This is a genomic window from Cupriavidus sp. FW306-01-F10A (assembly GCF_058782785.1).
This window is the reverse complement of sequence record NZ_JBYSYA010000001.1, coordinates 323,126-344,745: the sequence shown is the minus strand read 5'-3', so window position 1 is coordinate 344,745 and position 21,620 is coordinate 323,126. Positions and strand designations below refer to the sequence as shown.

General features: G+C 67.0%; 18 protein-coding genes. 17 read left to right on the top strand and 1 reads right to left on the bottom strand.

The window, feature by feature from the left end:
- Positions 1-15 precede the first annotated feature (15 nt).
- The 14 genes from AC3WLF_RS01605 (at position 16) to AC3WLF_RS01540 (ending at position 16,781) form a co-directional block, all read left to right on the top strand.
- The gene (locus AC3WLF_RS01605; RefSeq protein ID WP_010809290.1) at positions 16-435 is read left to right on the top strand and encodes a ribulose bisphosphate carboxylase small subunit; all 420 of its coding nucleotides are present in this window, start codon (positions 16-18) and stop codon (positions 433-435) included.
- A 160-nt stretch (positions 436-595) separates the two neighbouring features.
- On the top strand, positions 596-1,537 hold the full coding sequence (gene cbbX, locus AC3WLF_RS01600; RefSeq protein ID WP_492317038.1) for a CbbX protein: 942 nt from the start codon (positions 596-598) through the stop codon (positions 1,535-1,537).
- A gap of 3 nt (positions 1,538-1,540) precedes the next feature.
- Positions 1,541-2,305, top strand: a complete 765-nt coding sequence (locus AC3WLF_RS01595; RefSeq protein ID WP_492357703.1) for an HAD family hydrolase — start codon at positions 1,541-1,543, stop codon at positions 2,303-2,305.
- A 1-nt stretch (position 2,306) separates the two neighbouring features.
- Complete coding sequence (gene rpe, locus AC3WLF_RS01590) at positions 2,307-3,032, top strand: ribulose-phosphate 3-epimerase (RefSeq protein WP_492357702.1); 726 nt, start codon at positions 2,307-2,309, stop codon at positions 3,030-3,032.
- A 55-nt stretch (positions 3,033-3,087) separates the two neighbouring features.
- Positions 3,088-4,182, top strand: coding sequence for a class 1 fructose-bisphosphatase (locus tag AC3WLF_RS01585; protein ID WP_492317041.1), 1,095 nt, complete (start codon positions 3,088-3,090; stop codon positions 4,180-4,182).
- Positions 4,183-4,193: 11 nt separating this feature from the next.
- Complete coding sequence (locus tag AC3WLF_RS01580; protein ID WP_492357701.1) at positions 4,194-5,072, top strand: phosphoribulokinase; 879 nt, start codon at positions 4,194-4,196, stop codon at positions 5,070-5,072.
- A 40-nt stretch (positions 5,073-5,112) separates the two neighbouring features.
- Entirely contained in the window at positions 5,113-7,122 is a 2,010-nt protein-coding gene (tkt, locus tag AC3WLF_RS01575; RefSeq protein ID WP_492317043.1) for a transketolase, read from the top strand.
- Positions 7,122-7,817: a phosphoglycolate phosphatase gene (gene gph, locus AC3WLF_RS01570; RefSeq protein ID WP_492317044.1), complete on the top strand. Its 696-nt coding sequence runs from the start codon at positions 7,122-7,124 to the stop codon at positions 7,815-7,817. Before tkt ends, gph begins: the two co-directional genes overlap by 1 nt.
- Positions 7,818-7,876: 59 nt before the next feature.
- Positions 7,877-8,887 (top strand): type I glyceraldehyde-3-phosphate dehydrogenase, encoded by a 1,011-nt coding sequence (gene gap / locus AC3WLF_RS01565; protein WP_114133664.1) that lies wholly within the window; start codon positions 7,877-7,879, stop codon positions 8,885-8,887.
- Between the two features lie 9 nt (positions 8,888-8,896).
- Positions 8,897-10,138 carry a phosphoglycerate kinase gene (locus AC3WLF_RS01560; protein ID WP_492317045.1) on the top strand — a complete coding sequence of 414 codons (1,242 nt, stop codon included), beginning with the start codon at positions 8,897-8,899 and terminating at the stop codon, positions 10,136-10,138.
- 42 nt (positions 10,139-10,180) lie between these two features.
- On the top strand, positions 10,181-11,218 hold the full coding sequence (gene fba, locus AC3WLF_RS01555) for a class II fructose-bisphosphate aldolase (RefSeq protein WP_479942420.1): 1,038 nt from the start codon (positions 10,181-10,183) through the stop codon (positions 11,216-11,218).
- A gap of 143 nt (positions 11,219-11,361) precedes the next feature.
- A complete protein-coding gene (locus AC3WLF_RS01550; RefSeq protein WP_492357700.1) occupies positions 11,362-13,635 on the top strand; it encodes an FdhF/YdeP family oxidoreductase in 2,274 nt (757 codons plus the stop codon).
- A gap of 129 nt (positions 13,636-13,764) precedes the next feature.
- Positions 13,765-16,539 (top strand): ATP-dependent Clp protease ATP-binding subunit, encoded by a 2,775-nt coding sequence (locus AC3WLF_RS01545; protein WP_492355778.1) that lies wholly within the window; start codon positions 13,765-13,767, stop codon positions 16,537-16,539.
- 44 nt (positions 16,540-16,583) lie between these two features.
- Positions 16,584-16,781: a hypothetical protein gene (locus AC3WLF_RS01540; protein WP_010809303.1), complete on the top strand. Its 198-nt coding sequence runs from the start codon at positions 16,584-16,586 to the stop codon at positions 16,779-16,781.
- A 66-nt stretch (positions 16,782-16,847) separates the two neighbouring features.
- Here AC3WLF_RS01540 and AC3WLF_RS01535 read toward each other — a convergent pair whose 3' ends face one another.
- Positions 16,848-17,753 carry an adenylate/guanylate cyclase domain-containing protein gene (locus tag AC3WLF_RS01535; protein WP_492317181.1) on the bottom strand — a complete coding sequence of 302 codons (906 nt, stop codon included), beginning with the start codon at positions 17,751-17,753 and terminating at the stop codon, positions 16,848-16,850.
- A gap of 237 nt (positions 17,754-17,990) precedes the next feature.
- On the opposite strand from AC3WLF_RS01535, the gene AC3WLF_RS01530 reads away from it, so the two are divergent.
- From AC3WLF_RS01530 to AC3WLF_RS01520, 3 genes are read left to right on the top strand one after another with little or no spacing between them, the layout of a single operon-like run.
- Complete coding sequence (locus tag AC3WLF_RS01530; protein WP_492317048.1) at positions 17,991-18,761, top strand: hypothetical protein; 771 nt, start codon at positions 17,991-17,993, stop codon at positions 18,759-18,761.
- Positions 18,758-19,216: a (2Fe-2S)-binding protein gene (locus tag AC3WLF_RS01525; RefSeq protein ID WP_492340435.1), complete on the top strand. Its 459-nt coding sequence runs from the start codon at positions 18,758-18,760 to the stop codon at positions 19,214-19,216. The genes AC3WLF_RS01530 and AC3WLF_RS01525 overlap by 4 nt, the downstream gene beginning before the upstream one ends.
- Positions 19,217-19,225: 9 nt before the next feature.
- Complete coding sequence (locus tag AC3WLF_RS01520) at positions 19,226-21,400, top strand: xanthine dehydrogenase family protein molybdopterin-binding subunit (protein WP_492357699.1); 2,175 nt, start codon at positions 19,226-19,228, stop codon at positions 21,398-21,400.
- The last annotated feature ends 220 nt before the right edge of the window (positions 21,401-21,620 follow it).

Genomic DNA, 21,620 nt, shown 5'->3' with positions numbered 1-21,620 from the left:
GAACGAGAGGACATCATGCGTATTACTCAAGGCACTTTCTCCTTCCTGCCCGACCTCACCGACGCGCAGATCACCAGCCAGCTTGAATACTGCCTGAACCAGGGCTGGGCGGTCGGCATCGAGTACACCGACGACCCGCATCCGCGCAATACCTACTGGGAGATGTTCGGCCTGCCGATGTTCGACCTGCGCGATGCCGCCGGCATCCTGCTGGAGATCAACAACGCGCGCAGCACCTTCCCCAACCACTACATCCGCGTCACGGCCTTCGACTCGACGCATACGGTGGAGTCGGTGGTGATGTCGTTCATCGTCAACCGTCCTGCGGACGAGCCCGGCTTCCGCCTGGTGCGCCAGGAAGAGCCCGGCCGCACCATGCGCTACTCGATCGAGAGCTACGCCGTGCAGGCACGCCCCGAGGGCAGCCGCTACTGAGCGGCACCGGCTGAGCCGGCGCAGCGCCGCCATGGCGCTGCCGCCGGCGATTTCCTGACTGTGCAATCCCACGGTTGCGCCGCCGCAAGGCCGCGCACCGGGGGAGCTGCGCCTCGAATCTTTCGAGCCGGATGCTCGAATGATCCTCACGGAGCCTGCCATGTCCGCACCTGAAACGACCGCACCGCTGCAGCCGCCAGCCGCTCCGGCCGGATCGCTGGCCGAGTCGCTGGCCAGCTCGGGCATCACCGAGCTGCTGGCCCAGCTTGACCGCGAGCTGATCGGGCTGAAGCCGGTGAAAGCGCGCATCCGCGATATCGCCGCCTTGCTGCTGGTGGACAAGCTGCGCGCCGCGCGCGGCTTCAGCGCCGGTGCGCCCAGCCTGCATATGTGCTTCACCGGCAATCCCGGCACCGGCAAGACCACCGTGGCCATGCGCATGGCGCAGATCCTGCACCAGCTGGGCTACGTGCGCCGCGGCCACCTGGTGGCGGTGACCCGCGACGACCTGGTCGGCCAGTACATCGGCCACACCGCGCCCAAGACCAAGGAGATCCTGAAGAAGGCCATGGGCGGGGTGCTCTTCATCGATGAGGCCTACTACCTCTACCGCCCGGAGAACGAGCGCGACTACGGCCAGGAAGCCATCGAGATCCTGCTGCAGGTGATGGAGAACAACCGCGACGACCTGGTGGTGATCCTGGCCGGCTACAAGGACCGCATGGACCGTTTCTTCGAGTCCAACCCGGGCATGTCCTCGCGCGTTGCCCACCATGTCGATTTCCCCGACTACCAGCTCGACGAACTGCGCCAGATTGCCGACCTGATGCTGTCCGAGATGCAATACCGCTTCGACGACGAAAGCCGGGCCGTGTTTGCCGACTACCTGGCCCGGCGCATGGCACAGCCGCACTTTGCCAATGCCCGCAGCGTGCGCAATGCGCTGGACCGCGCGCGGCTGCGCCATGCCTCGCGCCTGCTGGACGATGCCGGCACGGTCGTCGACGACCATACCCTGACCACCATCACGGCGTCTGACCTGCTTGCCAGCCGCGTGTTTTCGAAGGCCGCGCCGGACGCGCAGACGCCGGCCAAGGAGTAAGCCATGCAAGCCCTGATTTTCGATGTCGACGGCACGCTGGCCGATACCGAAAGCGCGCACCTGCAAGCCTTCAATGCCGCCTTTGCCGAGGTCGGCCTGGACTGGTACTGGGACGCGCCGCTCTACACGCGCCTGCTCAAGGTGGCCGGCGGCAAGGAGCGCCTGATGCATTACTGGCGCATGGTCGACCCGGAAGAGGCCCGTGGCTGCAAGGTGAAGGAAACCATCGACGCCGTGCACGCCATCAAGACCCGCCACTATGCCGAGCGCGTCGGGGCGGGCGGCCTGCCGCTGCGCCCGGGCATTGCCCGCCTGATCGACGAGGCCGGCGAGGCCGGGCTGCCGCTCGCGATTGCCACCACCACCACGCCGGCCAACCTCGACGCGCTGCTGCAGGCGCCGCTTGGCGCGGACTGGCGCCGTCGCTTTGCCGCCATTGGCGACGCCGGTACCACGCCCATCAAGAAGCCGGCGCCCGATGTCTATCTGGCGGTGCTGGAGCGGCTCGGCCTGGAAGGCGGTGACTGCCTGGCGGTCGAGGACTCGGCGAACGGCCTGCGCGCCGCCCGGGCGGCCGGCATCCCCACCGTGGTCACGCCCACCGCATTCAGCGCGCAGGACTCCTTCGAGGGCGCGCTGCTGGTGCTGCCGCATCTTGGCGATCCCGGCGAGCCCATGCCCCAGCACGTGCCCGGCGCGGCAAACCGCTGGGCCGACCTTGCCGCGTTGCGCGCCTGGCACCACGGCACCCTGATCGAGGCGACCTGACATGCATGCCACTGAACCCAACACCGGCCATGGCAGCCAGCGTGCCATCCGCCTGGCGCCTTCCATCCTGTCAGCCGATTTCGCGCGCCTGGGCGAAGAGGTGTGCGCGATCGAGGCCGGCGGCGCGGACCTGGTGCACTTCGATGTGATGGACAACCACTATGTGCCCAACCTGACCATCGGCCCGCTGGTGTGCGAGGCGATCCGGCCGCTGGTCTCCATCCCCATCGACGTGCACCTGATGGTGGAACCGGTTGACGCGCTGATCCCGCTGTTTGCCAAGGCCGGCGCCAACATCATCAGCTTCCACCCGGAGGCGAGCCGCCATGTCGACCGCACCATCGGCCTGATCCGCGACCACGGCTGCAAGGCCGGCCTGGTGCTCAACCCGGCCACGCCGCTGGGCTGGCTGGACCATACGCTGGACCAGCTCGACCTGGTGCTGCTGATGAGCGTGAACCCGGGCTTTGGCGGCCAGGCCTTCATTCCGGGCGTGCTGGACAAGGTGCGCCAGGCACGCGCGCGCATCGACCGGCAGGTGGAAGCCGGCGGGCGGCCGGTCTGGCTGGAGATCGACGGCGGCGTCAAGGCCGACAACATTGCCGCGATCGCGCGCGCGGGCGCCGACACCTTCGTCGCCGGCAGCGCCGTGTTCGGCGCGCCCGATGCCGACGGCGGCTACTCGAGCATCCTGCACCGCTTGCGCGAGGCCGCCACGATCACGTAGCCCGCACGCACCGGCACCACACAAGAACACATAGCCAATCTATAGGAGACCTGTCATGCCTGAAGTCCAAAGGATGACCCTGACGCAGTTCCTGATCGAGGAACGCCGCCGCTATCCGGATGCCAGCGGCGGCTTCAACGGCCTGATCCTCAACGTCGCCATGGCCTGCAAGGAAATTGCGCGCGCGGTTGCCTTCGGCGCGCTGGGGGGCTTGCACGGCAAGGCCAGCAATCAAGCCGGCGAAGCAGGGGCCGTCAACGTGCAGGGCGAAATCCAGCAGAAGCTGGACGTGCTGAGCAATACCACCTTCCTGCGCGTCAACGAGTGGGGCGGGTACCTGGCCGGCATGGCGTCGGAGGAGATGGAGGCGCCCTACCAGATCCCGGAACACTACCCGCGCGGCAAGTACCTGCTGGTGTTCGATCCGCTCGACGGCTCGTCCAACATCGACGTCAATGTCTCGGTGGGCAGCATCTTCTCGGTGCTGCGCGCCCCGGAGGGTGCAAGCGGCGTCACCGAGCAGGATTTCCTGCAGCCCGGCAGCGCCCAGGTGGCGGCAGGCTACGCGCTCTACGGTCCCACCACCATGCTGGTGCTGACCGTGGGCAACGGCGTCAACGGCTTCACGCTCGACCCCAACCTGGGCGAGTTCTTCCTGACGCACCCCAACCTGCGGGTGCCGGCCGATACCCAGGAATTTGCCATCAATGCGTCGAACAGCCGCTTCTGGGAAGCGCCGGTGCAGCGCTATATCGCCGAGTGCATGGCCGGCAAGAGCGGGCCGCGCGGCAAGGATTTCAATATGCGCTGGATCGCGTCGATGGTGGCCGAGGCGCACCGCATCCTGATGCGTGGCGGCGTCTTCATGTACCCGCGCGACTCCAAGGATCCCGCCAAGCCGGGCCGCCTGCGCCTGCTGTACGAGGCCAATCCGATCGCCTTCCTGATGGAGCAGGCCGGCGGGCGCGCCAGCACGGGCCGGCAGACGCTGATGTCGGTGGCGCCGGGCGCGCTGCACCAGCGCATCGGCGTGATCTTCGGCTCGCGCAATGAAGTGGAACGGATCGAGGGCTACCACACCGACCAGACCGATCCCGACCTTCCGAGTCCCCTGTTCAACGAGCGCAGCCTGTTCCGCGCGTCTGCCTGAGGTGCCTGGCCATGTCAGAACGTTATCCCATTATCGCCATCACCGGCTCCTCGGGCGCCGGTACCACGTCGGTGACCCGTACCTTCGAGAACATCTTCCGCCGCGAAGGCGTGAAGTCAGTGGTGATCGAAGGCGACAGCTTCCACCGCTACGACCGCGCCGAGATGAAGGTCAAGATGGCCGAGGCCGAGCGCACCGACAATATGAACTTCAGCCACTTCGGCGCGGAGAACAACCTGTTCTCCGAGCTGGAGAGCCTGTTCCGCTCCTACGCCGAAACCGGCACGGGCATGCACCGGCACTACCTGCATAGCCCGGAGGAGGCCGCGCCGTTCGGGCAGGAACCCGGCACCTTCACCCAGTGGGAGCCGTTGCCGGCCGATACCGACCTGCTGTTCTACGAAGGCCTGCACGGCGGGGTGGTCACCGACGCGGTCAATGTCGCCCAGTATCCCAACCTGCTGATCGGCGTGGTGCCGGTCATCAACCTGGAATGGATCCAGAAGCTCTGGCGCGACAAGAAGCAGCGCGGCTATTCCACCGAGGCCGTGACCGACACCATCCTGCGCCGCATGCCGGACTACGTGAACTACATCTGCCCGCAGTTCTCGCGCACGCATGTGAACTTCCAGCGCGTGCCGTGCGTGGATACGTCCAACCCCTTTATCTCGCGCGAAATCCCCGCGCCCGATGAAAGCATGGTGGTGATCCGCTTTGCCAACCCGAAGGGGATCGACTTCCAGTACCTGCTCAGCATGATCCACGACTCCTTCATGTCGCGCGCCAACACCATCGTGGTGCCCGGCGGCAAGATGGAACTGGCCATGCAGCTGATCTTCACGCCCTTTGTGCTGCGCATGATGGAGCGCCGCAAGCGCGCCGCGCTGTAAGGGCTCGACCGTGAAACGCCGACTCTCGAGGATCTTCTGAATGAACGCACCAGAACGCATCGACTCCGCAGCGCGCTGTGCCAATGCGCTGCGCTTCCTGGCCGCCGACGCGGTGGAGCAGGCCAGGTCCGGCCACCCCGGCGCACCCATGGGCATGGCCGAGATGGCCGAAGCCCTGTGGCGGCGCCACCTGCGCCACAACCCGGCCAACCCGGCCTGGCCCGACCGTGACCGCTTCGTGCTGTCCAACGGCCATGCCTCCATGCTGCAGTACGCACTGCTGCACCTGACCGGCTACGACCTGCCGATGTCGCAGCTGCGCCAGTTCCGCCAGCTGCACGCGGCCACGCCCGGCCATCCGGAGCTTGGCGTGACGCCGGGCGTGGAAACCACCACCGGGCCGCTGGGGCAGGGCCTGGCCAATGCCGTCGGCATGGCGCTGGCGGAGAAGCTGCTGGCCGCCACCTTCAACCGGCCCGGCTTCGACATCGTCGACCACCACACCTACGTCTTCCTTGGCGATGGCTGCCTGATGGAAGGCCTCAGCCACGAGGCCTGCTCGCTGGCGGGCACGCTCAGGCTGGGCAAGCTGATCTGCCTGTACGACGACAACGGCATCTCCATCGACGGCGAGGTCGCCGGCTGGTTTGCCGACGACACCCCGAAGCGCTTTGCCGCTTACGGCTGGCATGTGATCGCCGTCGACGGGCACGATGTGCAGGCCATCGACGCTGCGCTGCACGAGGCCAAGGCAGAGGGCGACCGGCCCACGCTGATCTGCTGCCGCACCGTGATCGGCAAGGGCGCGCCGGCCAAGGCCGGCGGGCACGATGTGCATGGCGCCCCGCTGGGCGCGCCGGAAATCGCCGCCATGCGCACGGCGCTGGGCTGGGAAGCCGAGCCTTTCACAGTGCCGGAGGACGTGGCCGATGCCTGGGACGCGCGCGCGCAAGGCGCCGCGCGCGAAGCCGAATGGGAGGCGCGCTTCGCCAGCTATCGCGCGGCACATCCGGAACTGGCCGAAGAATTCCTGCGCCGTTCCGATGGCCGCCTGCCGGAAGGCTTCGATGCGGAGCTGATGGCATTGCTGGATGCGCCGTCGCCGCTGCAAGGCAAGATCGCCACGCGCAAGGCATCGCAGCTGTGCCTGGAGGCGCTCACGCCCGCCTTGCCCGAGCTGCTGGGCGGCTCGGCCGACCTGACCGGGTCCAACCTGACCAATGTCAAGGCGTCGGTCTGGGTCAACCATGCCGGGCATGGCAACTACGTGAGCTACGGCGTGCGCGAGTTCGGCATGGCCGCCGCGATGAACGGCGTTGCGCTGCATGGGGGGCTGATTCCCTACGGCGGCACCTTCATGACCTTCTCGGACTATTCGCGCAATGCCATCCGCATGGCGGCGCTGATGCGCCTGCGCGTGGTCCACGTGCTGACCCATGACTCGATCGGACTCGGCGAGGACGGTCCCACTCACCAGCCGGTGGAGCATGCCGCCAGCCTGCGGCTGATCCCCAACAACCAGGTCTGGCGTCCCTGCGACGGCGCCGAGACCGCGTACGCGTGGCTGGCCGCGCTGCGGCGCGAGGATGGCCCGAGCTGCCTGGTGCTGTCGCGGCAGGCGCTGATGCCGTTCGAGCGCAATCCGGCCCAGCGCGCGGAGATTGCGCGCGGCGGCTATGTGTTGCGCGATGTGCCGGCGCCGCGCGTGGTGCTGATTGCCACTGGCTCCGAGGTGGAAATCGCCATGCGCGCGGCGCTGGACCTGGCCGATGCCGGCATCGCCGCGCGCGTGGTGTCCATGCCCTGCGTGGAGCTGTTCTACGCGCAGGACGTGGCGTACCGCGACACCGTGCTGCCACCAGGCCTGCCGCGCGTCAGCGTGGAGGCGGGCGGCACCTGGTTCTGGCGCGGCGTGGTGGGCGAGCAGGGCCTGGCGCTGGGCATCGACACCTTCGGCGAATCCGCGCCGGCCGAGGCGCTGTACCAGCACTTCGGCCTGACCCCGGCGCATGTCGCGGCGGCCGCGCGCGTGCTGCTGGAGGAAGCGTGATGACTACCGTATCCATGCCCTGCACCGCGGTGCTGATCGACCTGGACGGCACGCTGGTCGACAGCGCGCCCGACATTGTCGAGGCCGCCAACCGCATGCTGGCCGACCTCGGCACCCCGGCATTGCCGTTCGACACCGTGGCCGGCTTCATCGGCCGCGGCGTGCCCAACCTGGTGCGGCGCGTGCTCGAGACCGGAGGGCTTGCAGCGCAGGTTGAGGCTGCCGAAGCCGTGGCGATGTTCCACCGCCACTATGCCGAGACCAATGGCCGCCTCGGATCGGTGTTTCCGGGCGTGGCGGCAGGACTGGAGGTGCTCAGGCGGCAAGGCTACCGGCTTGCCTGCGTCACCAACAAGCCGCGCGCGCTGGCCGTGCCGCTGCTGGCGCTGACCGGGTTGTCGCAGTACCTGGAAGTGCTGGTGGCGGGCGACTCGATCGCGCAGATGAAACCGGACCCCGAACCGCTGCGCCACGCCTGCAACCTGCTCGACGTCGATCCGGCGCAGGGCGTGCTGGTGGGGGATTCGGCGGTGGACGTGGCGGCGGCGCGCGCGGCCGGCATCCCGGTCTGCCTGGTGCGCTATGGCTACGCCGGCCCCGGCGGACCCGCGGCGCTGGGCGCCGACGCGTTGCTCGATTCGCTGGAGGCGTTGCCGGCGCTGCTGACGCCGGCGCGGCTGGCCCCAGCCGCCTGATGTTGCGCCGGCGCGCCAGCGCGACCGGCAAGGATACCAAGACAAGTAAAGGAGACAGCATGACTATCAAGGTTGCCATCAACGGCTACGGACGCATCGGCCGTAATGTGCTGCGCGCCCACTATGAAGGCGGCAAGCGGCACGATATCGAGATCGTCGCCATCAACGACCTCGGCAACGCGGCCACCAATGCGCACCTGACCCAGTACGACACAGTCCATGGGCGCTTCCCGGGCGAGGTCTCGGTCGACGGCGATGCCTTCCGCGTCAACGGCGACCGCATCCGCGTGCTGGCGCAGCGCAACCCGGCCGAGCTGCCGTGGGGCGAGCTGGGCGTGGACGTGGTGATGGAATGCACCGGGCTCTTCACCAGCAAGGAAAAGGCATCGGCCCACCTGAAGGGCGGCGCGAAGAAGGTGATCATCTCCGCCCCCGGCGGCAAGGACGTGGACGCCACCATCGTCTACGGCGTCAATCACGGCGTGCTGAAGGCGACCGACACGGTGATCTCCAACGCCTCGTGCACCACCAACTGCCTGGCGCCGCTGGTCAAGCCGCTGCACGAGAAGCTGGGCGTGGTGAACGGCCTGATGACCACCGTGCACTCCTATACCAACGACCAGGTGCTGACCGACGTCTACCACGAAGACCTGCGCCGGGCGCGCTCGGCCACCATGTCGATGATCCCGACCAAGACCGGCGCCGCCGCCGCGGTCGGGCTGGTGATGCCTGAGCTGGACGGCCGGCTGGACGGCTTTGCCGTGCGCGTGCCGACCATCAATGTGTCGCTGGTCGACCTGTCCTTCGTGGCGGCGCGGCCGACCACCGTCGAGGAAGTGAACGGCATCCTGAAGGCAGCCGCCGAAGGCGAGCTCAAGGGCATCCTGGACTACAACACCGCGCCGCTGGTCTCGGTGGACTTCAACCACAACCCTGCGTCGTCCACCTTCGACGCCACCCTGACCAAGGTCAACGGCACCCTGGTCAAGGTGTCGGCCTGGTATGACAACGAATGGGGCTTCTCCAACCGCATGCTGGACACCGCGGTGGCGCTGGCCCACGCACGCTAGCAGGTTGCCATGATGAGCCTATCCCATGCTACGAACCCGCAACCGAAACCCGCGGCGGCGCCGCACACGCTGGCCGCACTGCTTGCAGCCGGTGGACTGGCTGGCAAGCGGGTCTTTATCCGCGCCGACCTCAACGTCCCGCAGGATGCAGCGGGTGCTATCACCGACGATACCCGCATCCGTGCTTCCGTGCCTGCCATCGCGGCCTGCCTGCAGGCGGGCGCCGCGGTGATGGTCACCTCGCACCTGGGCCGGCCGCAGGAGGGAGCGCCCGACCCGCGCCACAGCCTGGCGCCGGTGGGCCGCCGCCTGTCTGAACTGCTGGGCCGCCAGGTGCCGCTCTTGTCCGGCTGGACCGAGGGCGGTTTCCAGGTACCGCCCGGGCAGGTGGTGCTGCTGGAAAACTGCCGCATGAACACGGGCGAGAAGAAGAACAGCGACGATCTGGCGCAGAAGATGGCGGCGCTGTGCGATGTATACGTCAACGACGCGTTCGGCACCGCCCACCGCGCCGAGGCGACCACGCATGGCATCGCCAGATACGCCCCCATTGCCTGCGCCGGCCCGCTGCTGGCCGCCGAGATCGATGCGCTGGGCAAGGCGCTGGGCCAGCCGGCGCGCCCGCTGGTGGCGATCGTGGCCGGCTCCAAGGTCTCGACCAAGCTGACCATCCTGAAGTCGCTGGCCGACAAGGTCGACAACCTGATCGTCGGCGGCGGCATTGCCAATACCTTCATGCTGGCCGCCGGCCTGAAGATCGGCAAGTCGCTGGCAGAGCCTGACCTGCTGGCCGATGCCAGAGCCATCATCGACATCATGGCTGCCCGCGGCGCCTCGGTGCCGATCCCGGTCGACGTGGTGTGCGCCAAGGAGTTCAGCGCCACCGCCGAGGCTACCGTGAAGGACGTCAAGGACGTGGCCGACGATGACATGATCCTGGACATCGGCCCGAAGACGGCAGCGATGCTGGCCGAGCAACTGAAGGCCGCCGGCACCATCGTCTGGAACGGTCCGGTGGGCGTGTTCGAGTTCGACCAGTTCGGCAACGGCACCAGGGTGCTGGCCCAGGCCATCGCCGAATCGAAGGCGTTCTCGATCGCCGGCGGCGGCGACACGCTGGCCGCGATTGCCAAGTACCGCATCGCCGATCGCGTGGGCTATATCTCCACGGGCGGGGGCGCGTTCCTGGAATTCCTGGAGGGCAAGACGCTGCCCGCGCTGGCCGTGCTGGCACAGCGCGCCGCTGCCTGAACCCGACCTCACCGATTCTGCAATCAGTAAAGGAGCTTCATCATGGCACTCATTTCCTTGCGCCAGCTGCTGGACCACGCGGGAGAGTTCGGCTACGGCGTGCCGGCCTTCAACGTCAACAACCTGGAACAGATCCACGCCATCATGGAAGCGGCCCAGGAAACCGACAGCCCGGTCATCCTGCAGGCCTCGGCCGGCGCGCGCAAGTACGCCGGCGAGGCTTACCTGCGCCATATGGTGCTGGCCGCGGCCGAGACCCATCCGGACATCCCCATCGTGCTGCACCAGGACCACGGCTCCAGCCCGGCGATCTGCCAGGCCTCGATCCGCTCCGGCTTCACCAGCGTGATGATGGATGGCTCGCTGCGCGAAGACATGAAGACCCCCTCCGACTACGACTACAACGTCGACGTCACGCGGCGCGTATGCGAGATGGCGCATGCGATCGGCGTGTCGGTGGAGGGTGAACTGGGCTGCCTGGGCTCGCTCGAAACCGGCCAGGCCGGCGAAGAGGACGGCGTGGGCGCGGCGGGCACGCTGTCGCACGACATGATGCTGACCGACCCGGCCCAGGCGCGCGACTTCGTCGCCCGCACCGGCGTGGATGCGCTGGCGATCGCCATCGGCACCAGCCACGGCGCCTACAAGTTCTCGCGCAAGCCCACCGGGGACATCCTGGCGATGGACCGCATCCGCGAGATCCACGAGCAGATTCCTGACACCCACCTGGTGATGCACGGCTCGAGTTCGGTGCCGCAGGAATGGCTGGAGATCATCCGCCAGTACGGCGGCGACATCAAGGAGACCTACGGCGTGCCGGTCGAGGAGATCCTGCGCGGCATCAAGATGGGGGTGCGCAAGGTGAATATCGACACGGACATCCGCCTGGCCATGACCGGGGCGATCCGCAAGTCCTTGTCCGACGACCGTAGCGAGTTCGATCCGCGCAAGGCGCTGCTGGCGGCCAAGAAAGGGGCGAGAAGCGTGGTCAAGCTGCGCTTCGAGGCCTTCGGCTGCGCAGGGCAGGCCTCGCGGATCAAGCCGGTGCCGCTGGAGCGGGTGGCGAAGCTCTATTCCTGAAGGCGCATCTGCAGCACCACGAGCCCAGGCACACGCTCCCCTCTCCCGCAAGCGGGCGAGGGGAGCAAACCGGCAGCAGGAGTTGTTCGCGTGACTAACCCCAACGCCGTCACCAGCAACCTGGCGCGGCACAAGGAGCAAACATGGCCAATCGACGCGAAGTGCCCGGTATCAGGAAGTACGACGGTCCCGCCGGCGGCTGGGGGGCGCTGAAGGCAACCGCCACGGCGATCCGCACGCAGATGGATACCGTCAGGGCGCCGATCACGCTGATGCGGACCAACCAGCCCGACGGCTTCGATTGCCCCGGCTGCGCATGGCCCGACAAGGAGCACCGGTCGACCTTCCAGTTCTGCGAGAACGGCGCCAAGGCCGTGACGTGGGAGGCAACCACCAAACGGGTGCCTCCCGAGTTCTTTGCAGCCAATACGGTGTCGTCGCTGTTGAACCGGACCGACTATGAGCTCGAAGACTTTGGCCGGCTGACGCATCCGCTGGTCTACGACCGCGCCACCGACACCTTCCGCGCGGTGGAGTGGGAGGCTGCGTTCGCCCGCATCGGCGAAATCCTGCGCGGGCTATCGCCCGACCAGGTCGAGTTCTATACCTCGGGCCGGGCTTCCAACGAAGCCGCCTACCTGTACCAGCTGTTCGCGCGCGAGTATGGCACGAACAACTTCCCCGACTGCTCGAACATGTGCCACGAGCCCACCAGCGTGGGCTTGCCGCGCTCGATCGGCATCGGCAAGGGCACGGTGTCGCTGGAAGACTTTGACACCTGCGAGCTGATCATTTCGATCGGCCACAACCCGGGCACCAACCACCCGCGCATGATGGGGACGCTGCATGAGGCGTCGCGCCGCAAGGTGCCGATCCTGGTGTTCAACCCGCTGCGCGAACGGGCGCTCGAGCGCTTTGCCGACCCGCAGAACATGGTGGAGATGGCCACCTATGGTTCCACCCGGATTGCGTCGTCCTACTTCCTGGTCCGCGCCGGTGGCGACGCCGCCGCCATCAAGGGGGTGATGAAGGCGCTGCTGGACCTGGAAGCCCGCCAGGGCAATGTGCTGGACCACGACTTCATCGCGGTCCACACCGAGGGCTTCGAGGGGCTGGCCGACGATCTGCGGTCGACCGAATGGGCGGATATTGAAAAGACCAGTGGGCTGACCCGTGCGGACCTGGAACTGGTGGCGGCGGCCTATGCCAAGTCGAATGCCACCATCGTCACCTACGGCATGGGCGTGACCCAGCACAACGAAGGCACGGCCAATGTGCGCCTGCTGTGCGACCTGCTGATGCTGCGCGGCAACTTCGGCAAGCCCGGCGCCGGCATCTGCCCGTTGCGCGGCCACTCCAATGTCCAGGGGAACCGCACTGTCGGCATTACCGAGAAGCCGTCCGCCGGTTTCCTGCAGCGGATCGAGGACACCTTCGGCTTCAGCCCGCCTGCCGGACACGGGCACGATGCCGTCAACGCGATGCAGGCGATGATCGATGGCAAGTCCAGGGCACTGTTCTGCCTGGGCGGGAATTTCGCGGTCGCCTTGCCCGATCCCGAGCAGTGCTTCCCCGCCATGGGCAAGCTCGACCTGAGCGTGCATGTCGGGACCAAGCTCAACCGTACGCACCTGCTGGTGGCCAGGGAGACCTATGTGCTGCCTTGCCTGGGCCGCACCGAACTGGATGTGCAGGAGACCGGGCCGCAATCGGTGACGGTGGAGGATTCGATGTCGATGGTGCATGCCTCGGCCGGCAAGCTCGGGCCGGCGTCCGAGTTCCTGCGCTCCGAGCCGGCCATCGTGGCGGGCATTGCCACCGCGACCCTGCCTGACAGCAAGGTGCCATGGCTGGAACTGGTTGCCGACTACGACAGGATCCGCGATCTGATCGAGAAGACGGTGCCCGGCTTTGAGGACTTCAACACGCGCGTGCGGGTCCCTGGCGGATTCCGCATGCCCTTGCCGCCAACCGAGCGCAAATGGGAAACGCCGTCGGGCAAGGCCGAGTTCTACGTGTTCAAGGGGCTGCACGAAGACAAGCAAGTCCTTGCCGACGATGTCCTGCGGCTGGTGACCATCCGCAGCCATGACCAGTACAACACCACCATCTATGCCATGGACGACCGCTACCGGGGCGTGTTCGGGCGGCGCGACGTGCTGTTCATGAACCCGGCCGACCTGGCCGCGCGCGGCCTGGAGCATGGCGACCTGGTCGACATCGAGACCATCGCAGCGGGCCGGCAGCTGCGTTTCGAGAAGATCACTGCGATCGAGTACGAAATTGCACCCGGCTCCGTCGCTGCCTACTATCCCGAAGCAAACAGGCTGGTGCCGCTCGACTACATCGACGAGGACAGCGGCACCCCGTCCTACAAGTCAGTGCCCGTGCGCGTGGTGCGTTCGGAGGTGACGTAATGGCAGGCCAGCCCACCATCACGTAAGCACGGCTCATGCCCGCTTTCCAGCGCCGTTGCGCGCGGCCCTGAGCGCGCGCAACGGCCCTCTGTTGAAGCAATGCGACCTACCTGTGGAGGAAAGTCCATCATGCCGACCCTTTGCGAAATCTGCAACGCACGTCCCGCCGTGGCGCGGGTGACCGTGGTTCAGGACGGCGAGCGCAAGACCATGTCGATCTGCGACTACGACTACCGGCAGCTGCTGCGCCACCAGGACATGCTCAACCCGTTCGATTCCCTGCTGGGTGGGGGCGGCCTGTCCCGCTTCTTCCGGGGGATGGGAGGCGGGATGAATGACGACGAGCATCCCGGATTCTCCACCGAAGTCCCGCGCGAATCCGTCGATCCCACCGATGCCTTCAGCGAGCAGACCATGGAACTGCTGCAGCGTGCCGCGGAGAAGGCGCACGAGCTGCGGCGCAATGAGCTCGACACCGAGCACCTTCTCTACGTGCTCGCCGATACCGATGTCTGCACGGCGCTGATCAAGGAACTCAAGCTCTCGCCGCAGGACATCAAGGGCTATATCGACGAGCACGCGCAGACCGGAGCCGCCGGGCCTGACGCGGCCATCGACCGGATGACGATCTCGCCGCGGCTGAAGAAAGCCTTCCAGTATGCCTTCCAGGCCTCGCGCGACCTCGGGCATTCCTACGTTGGCCCCGAGCACCTGCTGATCGGCCTGGCCTCGGTCCCGGAAAGCATCGCCGGGACGCTGCTCAAGAAGTATGGCGTCACCCCCGAGGCACTGCGCCAGAAGGTGGTGAAGGTGGTCGGCAAGGGCGCCGAGGATGGCCGCGTCGATACGCCCACCGGCACGCCCACGCTCGACAAGTTCGGGCGCGACCTGACCGCGATTGCGCGGCAGGGCAAGCTCGATCCGGTGCTGGGCCGAGCGCAGGAGATCGAGAGCACGATCGAGGTGCTGGCGCGGCGCAAGAAGAACAACCCGGTGCTGATCGGCGAGCCGGGCGTGGGCAAGACCGCGATCGTGGAAGGGCTGGCGCAGCGCATCGTCAATGGCGACGTGCCGGAGGTGCTGCGTGGCAAGCGCCTGGTCGAGGTGAATATCAATTCGATGGTGGCCGGGGCCAAATACCGCGGCGAGTTCGAGGAGCGTGCCAAGCAGCTGATTGACGAGGTGACCGCCAAGAACGACGAACTGATCCTGTTTATCGATGAACTGCACACCATCGTCGGCGCGGGGCAGGGCGGCGGCGAGGGCGGGCTCGATATCGCCAACGTGCTCAAGCCCGCGCTGGCACGCGGCGAACTGAGCCTGATCGGCGCCACCACGCTGAACGAATACCAGAAGTACATCGAGAAAGACGCGGCGCTGGAGCGGCGCTTCCAGCCGGTGCTGGTGCCGGAGCCAACCGTCGAGCAGACCATCGTCATCCTGCGCGGCCTGCGCGACAAGCTTGAGGTGCACCACCAGGTCACCTTTGCCGACGATGCCTTTGTGGCCGCGGCGGAACTGTCGGACCGCTATATCACCGCGCGCTTCCTGCCGGACAAGGCCATCGACCTGATCGACCAGGCCGCGGCGCGCGTGCGCATCGGCGCCACCTCGCGTCCCGCCGATATCCAGGAACTGGAGGCCGAGATCGCCCAGCTCAAGCGCGAGCAGGACTATGCGTCGTCGCGCAAGCGCTTTGACGAGGCCAAGGGCTTCGAGGACCGCATCACCGACAAGCAGAAGCGGCTTGATGAGCTGACCGAGGCCTGGCAGCGCAAGACCGGATCGGAGACCCTGGAGGTGACGGTTGCGGCCATTGCCGAAGTGGTGTCGCGCCTGACCGGCATCCCGGTGACCGACCTGACCCAGGAAGAGCGCCAGAAGCTGCTGAAAATGGAAGCGCGGCTGCGCGAGCGGGTGGTGGGGCAGGACGACGCGGTGGTCGCGGTCAGCGATGCGGTGCGCCTGTCGCGTGCGGGCCTGGGGCAGGCCAACCGCCCGATCGCGACCTTCCTCTTCCTCGGGCCGACCGGCGTCGGCAAGACCGAGCTGGCCAAGGCGCTGGCGGAAACCGTGTTCGGCGACGAGCAGGCCATCATCCGCATTGACATGTCCGAGTACATGGAGCGCCATGCGGTGGCCCGGCTGATCGGTGCGCCCCCGGGCTATGTCGGCTACGATGAAGGCGGGCAGCTGACCGAGCGCGTGCGGCGCAAGCCCTATAGCGTGATCCTGCTGGATGAAATCGAGAAGGCCCACCCGGACGTGAACAACGTGCTGCTGCAGGTCTTCGACGACGGCCGCTTGACCGACGGCAAGGGCCGCGTGGTGGACTTCAGCAACACCGTCATCATCGCCACCAGCAACCTGGGCGCGCCGATCATCATGGACAACCTGGAGCAGCCCGAGGACAAGCGCATGCCTGAGAAGGACTTGCGCGAGGCGCTGATGAAGGTGCTGAAAGGACACTTCCGACCCGAGTTCCTGAACCGTATCGACGACATCATCGTGTTCCATGCGCTGTCGCGCGACAACATCCGCGCGATCGTGCAGATCCAGCTGGAGCGCGTGGTGCGCACCGCCGCCGCGCAGGACATCACGGTCAAGCCCGACGATGAGCTGGTCGAGCACCTGGTGGAGGCGGGATACCAGCCTGAGTTCGGTGCGCGGGAGCTGCGGCGGCAGATCCGCCAGTCGGTCGAGACCGGGCTGGCCAAGGAGATTCTCGGTGACAAGCTGAAATCAGGCGACAGCGTCGAGCTTGGCTACGACAAGGCAAGCGAAGCCGTAGTCTTCAGAAGGATGGAAGCCGTCAAGAAGCCGAAGGCAGGTAAAGCGACGGCCAAGGGCGCTGCACCCAGGAAGGCGGACAGCACCGTCGCAGCAGGAGACTCCAGCGCTTGAGCGCAAGAGCCAGGGCAATCACGATTTTCGTGGGAGGTTCGCAAATGCAGGAGTACGACTTTTACATCAATCTGCTGAAACCGACGCTGGGGCTCTATGTGCGCAAGGGCGAAGGACTTCAGGACCTCGCCGACGCAAAGGAGTGGCAACTTGAAGGGACGGTTCCTGAGAGCGCACTGCCACCCGGCATGTTGAAGGGTCTGGAAGCCAACGGTCACGCCTTCCAGGAACTGGGAGGGTAAGCAGCCACGCGCGGCCGCGACCTGCTCCGGATGGGTTGCGGCCGTGCGGCTTTCTTCCTGCCGGCATCACTTCTCGTCGACAAAGAACTCGATACCCTCGTCGATGCATTCTTTTGGCTGGGCAAAGGTAATCCAGCCATGACCCCTGAGCGTGATTTCGTCACGGCGCAGGATCAGCGCGCCTTCGCCATCGATCTTCACGTGGGTGCCGTTCGAACTTCTGTCGATCAGGACAAAGCGGCCGCCGCGCGGCTCCACCGTGGCCTGGAATCTCGAAACCTGCCGGTCCGTGACAACGATGCTCATGGTCGTGTCCCGGCCGATGGTGACAGGCGGTGAGGCAGTGTTCATTTCGAAGACGGTTTCCCGATATCGTAGCGAAAGCAGTGCCGAGCGGGCCAATGCAAGATCCACCGGGGCCACCAGGGTCAGGTCGATGCTCTGCTGCCAGATCGCTTCGTACAGCTCGATCACCTGGTGCTTGCCGCGTACCTGTATCGGATACAGGTAGCGTGTCATCTGGCGCAGCCCTGCTGAGAGCTGCTCCACCGCGTTCTTGCTGGTGATGATCTGGCCCCGCGAAGCCAGGCTGGCCAGTCGGGCGGCAAGGTTGACGGTGTCGCCGAACAGGTCGCCGGATTCGTCCGACAGGATCGGGCCATGGTGAAAGCCGATATGGATCGCCAGCGGAGCGCCTATGATCGGCGGCAGCCCGGCGACGGCCTCCTGCATGTCCAGTGCCGCCCGCATCGCATTCTCCGCGGCGGGAAACAGCACCATGATTTCGTCACCGATGGTCTTGACGACCCGGCCTTGCGCGGCCGCGGAGTGGGACTTCATCAGCGCCAGGCACTGGCGGATTGCGCCAAGCGCCACCGCATCGCCGGCCTGCTCGTAGAGCCTGGTGCTGTCGCAGACGTCCGCGAACATCACCGATCCATCAGAGGCGTCTTGTCGCGAATCTTGGTCCATATGCATCACAGGCCGTTTGATCGGAGCGCGCCATGCCTTCGATCGGCAGTGCGCTTCGTCTGCATGATTCTGCATCATAGAACTTCATTGCGACATTGCAGCCCTGGTGACCATCCCGCAAAAGTGCTGCTTGCCGATCCGGGCGCCTGGAGCCTCTCCTGCCGTTTCGTCTTGCCAGGGATCGCATCAGGCACTACAACGATCTAGCACGCCGACGACGGTGAAGGAGGAGGCCCCATGAAGCATGACGCCCGCAACCCTCTCGCCGCCGCTCTTCGCCAGCATTTGGCGGGGTCTGTGCTGACGCTTCCGGTGCTTGCCTTTGCTGCCGGTCCCGGCGGATCCTTCCAGCCCACCCAGGTGTCCGGCACGCCAGACCGCAACGTCGGGCTGCAGGCCTTCGCGCAGATCGAGCGTGTGCTGCTGCATGCCCGCTGCCTGAATTGCCACGTGCCGGACGGCCCGCTGCAGGGCGATGCGAAACGTGTGCATTTTCCACCGGTGCAGCGAGGCACTGACGGCAAGGGCGTGCCGCCGCTGCAATGCGCCACCTGCCATGGCACCCAGAACAGCCCGCTCGCGCATGCGCCGCCCGGGCTGGATACCAATGGCCAGCCAGGCTGGCACATGCCGCCGGCGAAGATGAAGATGTCATGGCTGGGCCTGTCCGGGCCGGCGCTATGCAAGGTCTTCCGCGACACCAGGACCAATGGCGGCCGTTCGCTGGCAATGCTCGAAGAACACATGGTGACCGACCACCTGGTGGCTTGGGGCTGGCAGCCGGGGCCGGGGCGTGAATTGCCGCCGCTGGACAAGCCCGCGTTCGACGAGCAGGTGCGCCAGTGGATACGCAATGGCGCGCCATGCGATACGCGCGAGCCGTTGCGCACCTCTGCGGGGCCTACACGCGCCGCCGCCGATGAAGCCTTGCTGAAGAACCTGCGCGCCATCGCCGGATCAGGCGCCTTGACCCAGACGAAGGGCACCAGCAACGGGAGCCAGCCATGATTTCCTTTCAACTGAACGGCAAGACCCAGCAGGTCGACGTGCCCGGCGACACGCCGGTGCTGTGGGTACTGCGCGACACGCTGGGGCTGACCGGCACCAAGTTCGGCTGCGGCATCGCGGTATGCGGCGCATGCACGGTACATGTCGATGGCCAGCAGCGCCGCGCGTGCGTGACGCCGGTGTCCTCCATCGCCGGCCGGCAGCTCACCACCATCGAGGGCATCGGCGAGGACCGGGTCGGGCGCGCGGTCGAAGAGGCCTGGGTGCGCAACGACGTCACGCAGTGCGGCTATTGCCAGAGCGGCCAGGTGATGTCGGCGGTGGCGCTGCTCAAGGTCAACCAACGCCCGACCGATGCCGACATCGAACGGGCCATGAGCGCCAACCTGTGCCGCTGCGGCACCTATGCGCGCATCCATGCCGCGGTCAAGGATGCAGCCAAGGCGATCGGCTGAGGAGATGCCATGAGACTCATGCAGCAGGCAAGCGGCGGCATCGACCGGCGGACCTTCCTGAAACTGAGCTTCGGCTCGGGCTTCGCGCTCTGTGCCGTTCCGCTTGGCGCGCAGACGGAGGCGGCGGCGCAGCCCAAGGCGCCGGTGCAGCCATCGGCCTTCGTCAGTATCGATGCCGACGGCACGGTGATGGTCACGATCGGCAAGCTTGAGTTCGGGCAGGGCGTGCAGACGGCACTGCCGATGCTGGTGGCCGAGGAACTGGACGCGGACTGGAGCAAGGTGCGCTGCCAGCTGGCCCCGGCCGGCGAGGCCTATAAGGACCCGGTGTTCCATATCCAGATGGTCGGCGGCTCGACCAGCATGAAGAACTCGTGGACGCAGTATCGCGAGGTCGGCGCGCGCATGCGCGCCATGCTGCTCGGGGCGGCCGCCGGGCGCTTCGGGGTGCCGGCCGGGCAGCTGAAGGCCGAGGCCGGCGTGGTGACCGCGCCCGACGGCCGCCGGGCCACATACGGCGAGCTGGCTGCCGCAGCGCTGGCCGAGCCGGTGCCGGCGAGCGTGCAGCTGAAGTCGCCGCAGCAGTTCAGGCTGATCGGCAAGCCCACCGGCCGGCTCGATGCGCGCGACAAGTCCACCGGCAGGCAGCAGTTCGGCATCGACACGGCGCTGCCCGGCACGCGCACCGTGGTCATGGTGCATCCGCCCGTGTTCGGCGCCATGGTCGCGCGCTTCGACCCCGCGCGTGCCAGGGCCATCGCCGGCGTGGAAGAGGTCTACCAGGTGCCGCTGGCCGGCGGCGCGACCGGGTTGGCGATCGTGGCCAATGGCTTCTGGCCCGCGCGCACGGCGCGCGAGGTGCTGCAGGTGGAATGGGACACCAGCGGCGTCGAGAAGCCGGACAGCGATGCGCTGCTGGCGCGCTACCGCGAGCTGGCGGCCCGGCCCGGCGTGCAGGCCAAGGCGGCGGACACTTCGGCGCTTGCCACCGCGCCACACAAGCTCACCGCCGAGTATGTCTTCCCCTACCTGGCGCACACGCCGATGGAGCCGCTCAACTGCACCATCGACTTCCGCGGCAACCAATGCACAGTGTGGGCCGGCTCGCAGTTCCAGACCGTCGACCAGGCCAACGTCGCAGCCGTGCTCGGTCTGAAGCCGGAACAGGTGACATTCAACACCATGATGGCCGGCGGCGGCTTCGGCCGGCGTGCCGTGCCCACCTCCGACTACCTGTTCGAGGCCGCGCAGGTGGCCAAGGCGCGCCATGCGGCGGGCCGGCGCGAGCCGATCAAGATGATCTGGACACGCGAAGACGACGTGCGCGGCGGCTACTACCGCCCGATGCACCTGCACCGCGTTGAGATCGGCCACGACGGCAAGGGCAAGGTGCTGGCCTGGAAGCACGTGATCGTCGGCCAGTCCATCACCAGCGGCACTCCGTTCGAGTCCTTCACCGTGAAGAACGGGGTCGACTCGACCATGGTCGAGGGCGTGAGCGACAGCCCTTATCCGTTCCCGATCGCGCTCGAGATCCATCATCCCAAGGTCAACGTGCCGGTGCTGTGGTGGCGCTCGGTGGGGCACACGCACACGGCCTATGTGATGGAGACCCTGGTCGATGAACTGGCGCGCGCCGGCGGGATCGATCCGGTGGCGTACCGCCGCACGCTGCTGCGTGAGCACAAGCGTCACCTGGCGGCGCTGGACCTGGCGGTCGAGCGCTCGGGCTACGGCAAGCGGCGCCTCGCGGCCGGGCGTGCCTGGGGCGTGGCGGTGCATGAATCGTTCGACACCGTGGTCGCCTACATCGTCGAGGCCTCGATGCGTGGCAACCAGCCGGTGGTGCACCGGGTCACCGCGGCCGTCCACTGCAACATGCCGATCAATCCGCGCACGGTCGAGGCGCAGGTCCAGGGCGGCATGATGATGGGGCTGGGTACCACGCTGCCCGGAGCGCAGATCACGCTGAAGGATGGCGTGGTCCAGCAAGGCAACTGGAACGATTACCGGCTGGCCACGCATGCGGACACGCCGCCGCAGATCGCGGTGCACATCGTGTCGTCGGCCGATCCGCCGACCGGCATTGGCGAGACCGCGGTGCCGCCGATCGCACCGGCACTGGCTAATGCCGTCGCGGCGCTCACCGGCAAGCGGCATCGCAGCCTGCCGTTCACCGCGTGATCTTCGAGCAAGTCGGCATGGCCTGCGTGCGGTGATCTCTCCCCCAAGCGGGGGGAGCACCCAGACAGATTGCCAACGGTTTTGGGTGCGCCAAATCCGCCCGAACTAGCCTAAGCAAGATGTTCTCCCTCTCCCCTCATGGGTGTACAGACCGGAGAGGGTGCAAGCACCCCGGCAGTGCGGGAGTCCATCGTACACGAACGGCCACGGGGTGGCGGTG

Excerpts from the sequence above, each read along its gene's own strand:
- AC3WLF_RS01525 (WP_492340435.1), top strand. The coding sequence starts at position 18,758 with ATGATTTCCTTTCAACTGAACGGCAAGACCCAGCAGGTCGACGTGCCC.
- cbbX (WP_492317038.1), top strand. The coding sequence starts at position 596 with ATGTCCGCACCTGAAACGACCGCACCGCTGCAGCCGCCAGCCGCTCCG.
- AC3WLF_RS01520 (WP_492357699.1), top strand. The coding sequence starts at position 19,226 with ATGAGACTCATGCAGCAGGCAAGCGGCGGCATCGACCGGCGGACCTTC.
- AC3WLF_RS01595 (WP_492357703.1), top strand. The coding sequence starts at position 1,541 with ATGCAAGCCCTGATTTTCGATGTCGACGGCACGCTGGCCGATACCGAA.
- tkt (WP_492317043.1), top strand. The coding sequence starts at position 5,113 with ATGAACGCACCAGAACGCATCGACTCCGCAGCGCGCTGTGCCAATGCG.
- fba (WP_479942420.1), top strand. The coding sequence starts at position 10,181 with ATGGCACTCATTTCCTTGCGCCAGCTGCTGGACCACGCGGGAGAGTTC.
- rpe (WP_492357702.1), top strand. The coding sequence starts at position 2,307 with ATGCATGCCACTGAACCCAACACCGGCCATGGCAGCCAGCGTGCCATC.
- gap (WP_114133664.1), top strand. The coding sequence starts at position 7,877 with ATGACTATCAAGGTTGCCATCAACGGCTACGGACGCATCGGCCGTAAT.
- AC3WLF_RS01540 (WP_010809303.1), top strand. The coding sequence starts at position 16,584 with ATGCAGGAGTACGACTTTTACATCAATCTGCTGAAACCGACGCTGGGG.
- AC3WLF_RS01560 (WP_492317045.1), top strand. The coding sequence starts at position 8,897 with ATGATGAGCCTATCCCATGCTACGAACCCGCAACCGAAACCCGCGGCG.
- AC3WLF_RS01535 (WP_492317181.1), bottom strand. The coding sequence starts at position 17,753 with ATGGACCAAGATTCGCGACAAGACGCCTCTGATGGATCGGTGATGTTC.
- AC3WLF_RS01605 (WP_010809290.1), top strand. The coding sequence starts at position 16 with ATGCGTATTACTCAAGGCACTTTCTCCTTCCTGCCCGACCTCACCGAC.
- AC3WLF_RS01530 (WP_492317048.1), top strand. The coding sequence starts at position 17,991 with ATGAAGCATGACGCCCGCAACCCTCTCGCCGCCGCTCTTCGCCAGCAT.
- AC3WLF_RS01550 (WP_492357700.1), top strand. The coding sequence starts at position 11,362 with ATGGCCAATCGACGCGAAGTGCCCGGTATCAGGAAGTACGACGGTCCC.
- AC3WLF_RS01580 (WP_492357701.1), top strand. The coding sequence starts at position 4,194 with ATGTCAGAACGTTATCCCATTATCGCCATCACCGGCTCCTCGGGCGCC.
- AC3WLF_RS01585 (WP_492317041.1), top strand. The coding sequence starts at position 3,088 with ATGCCTGAAGTCCAAAGGATGACCCTGACGCAGTTCCTGATCGAGGAA.
- gph (WP_492317044.1), top strand. The coding sequence starts at position 7,122 with ATGACTACCGTATCCATGCCCTGCACCGCGGTGCTGATCGACCTGGAC.
- AC3WLF_RS01545 (WP_492355778.1), top strand. The coding sequence starts at position 13,765 with ATGCCGACCCTTTGCGAAATCTGCAACGCACGTCCCGCCGTGGCGCGG.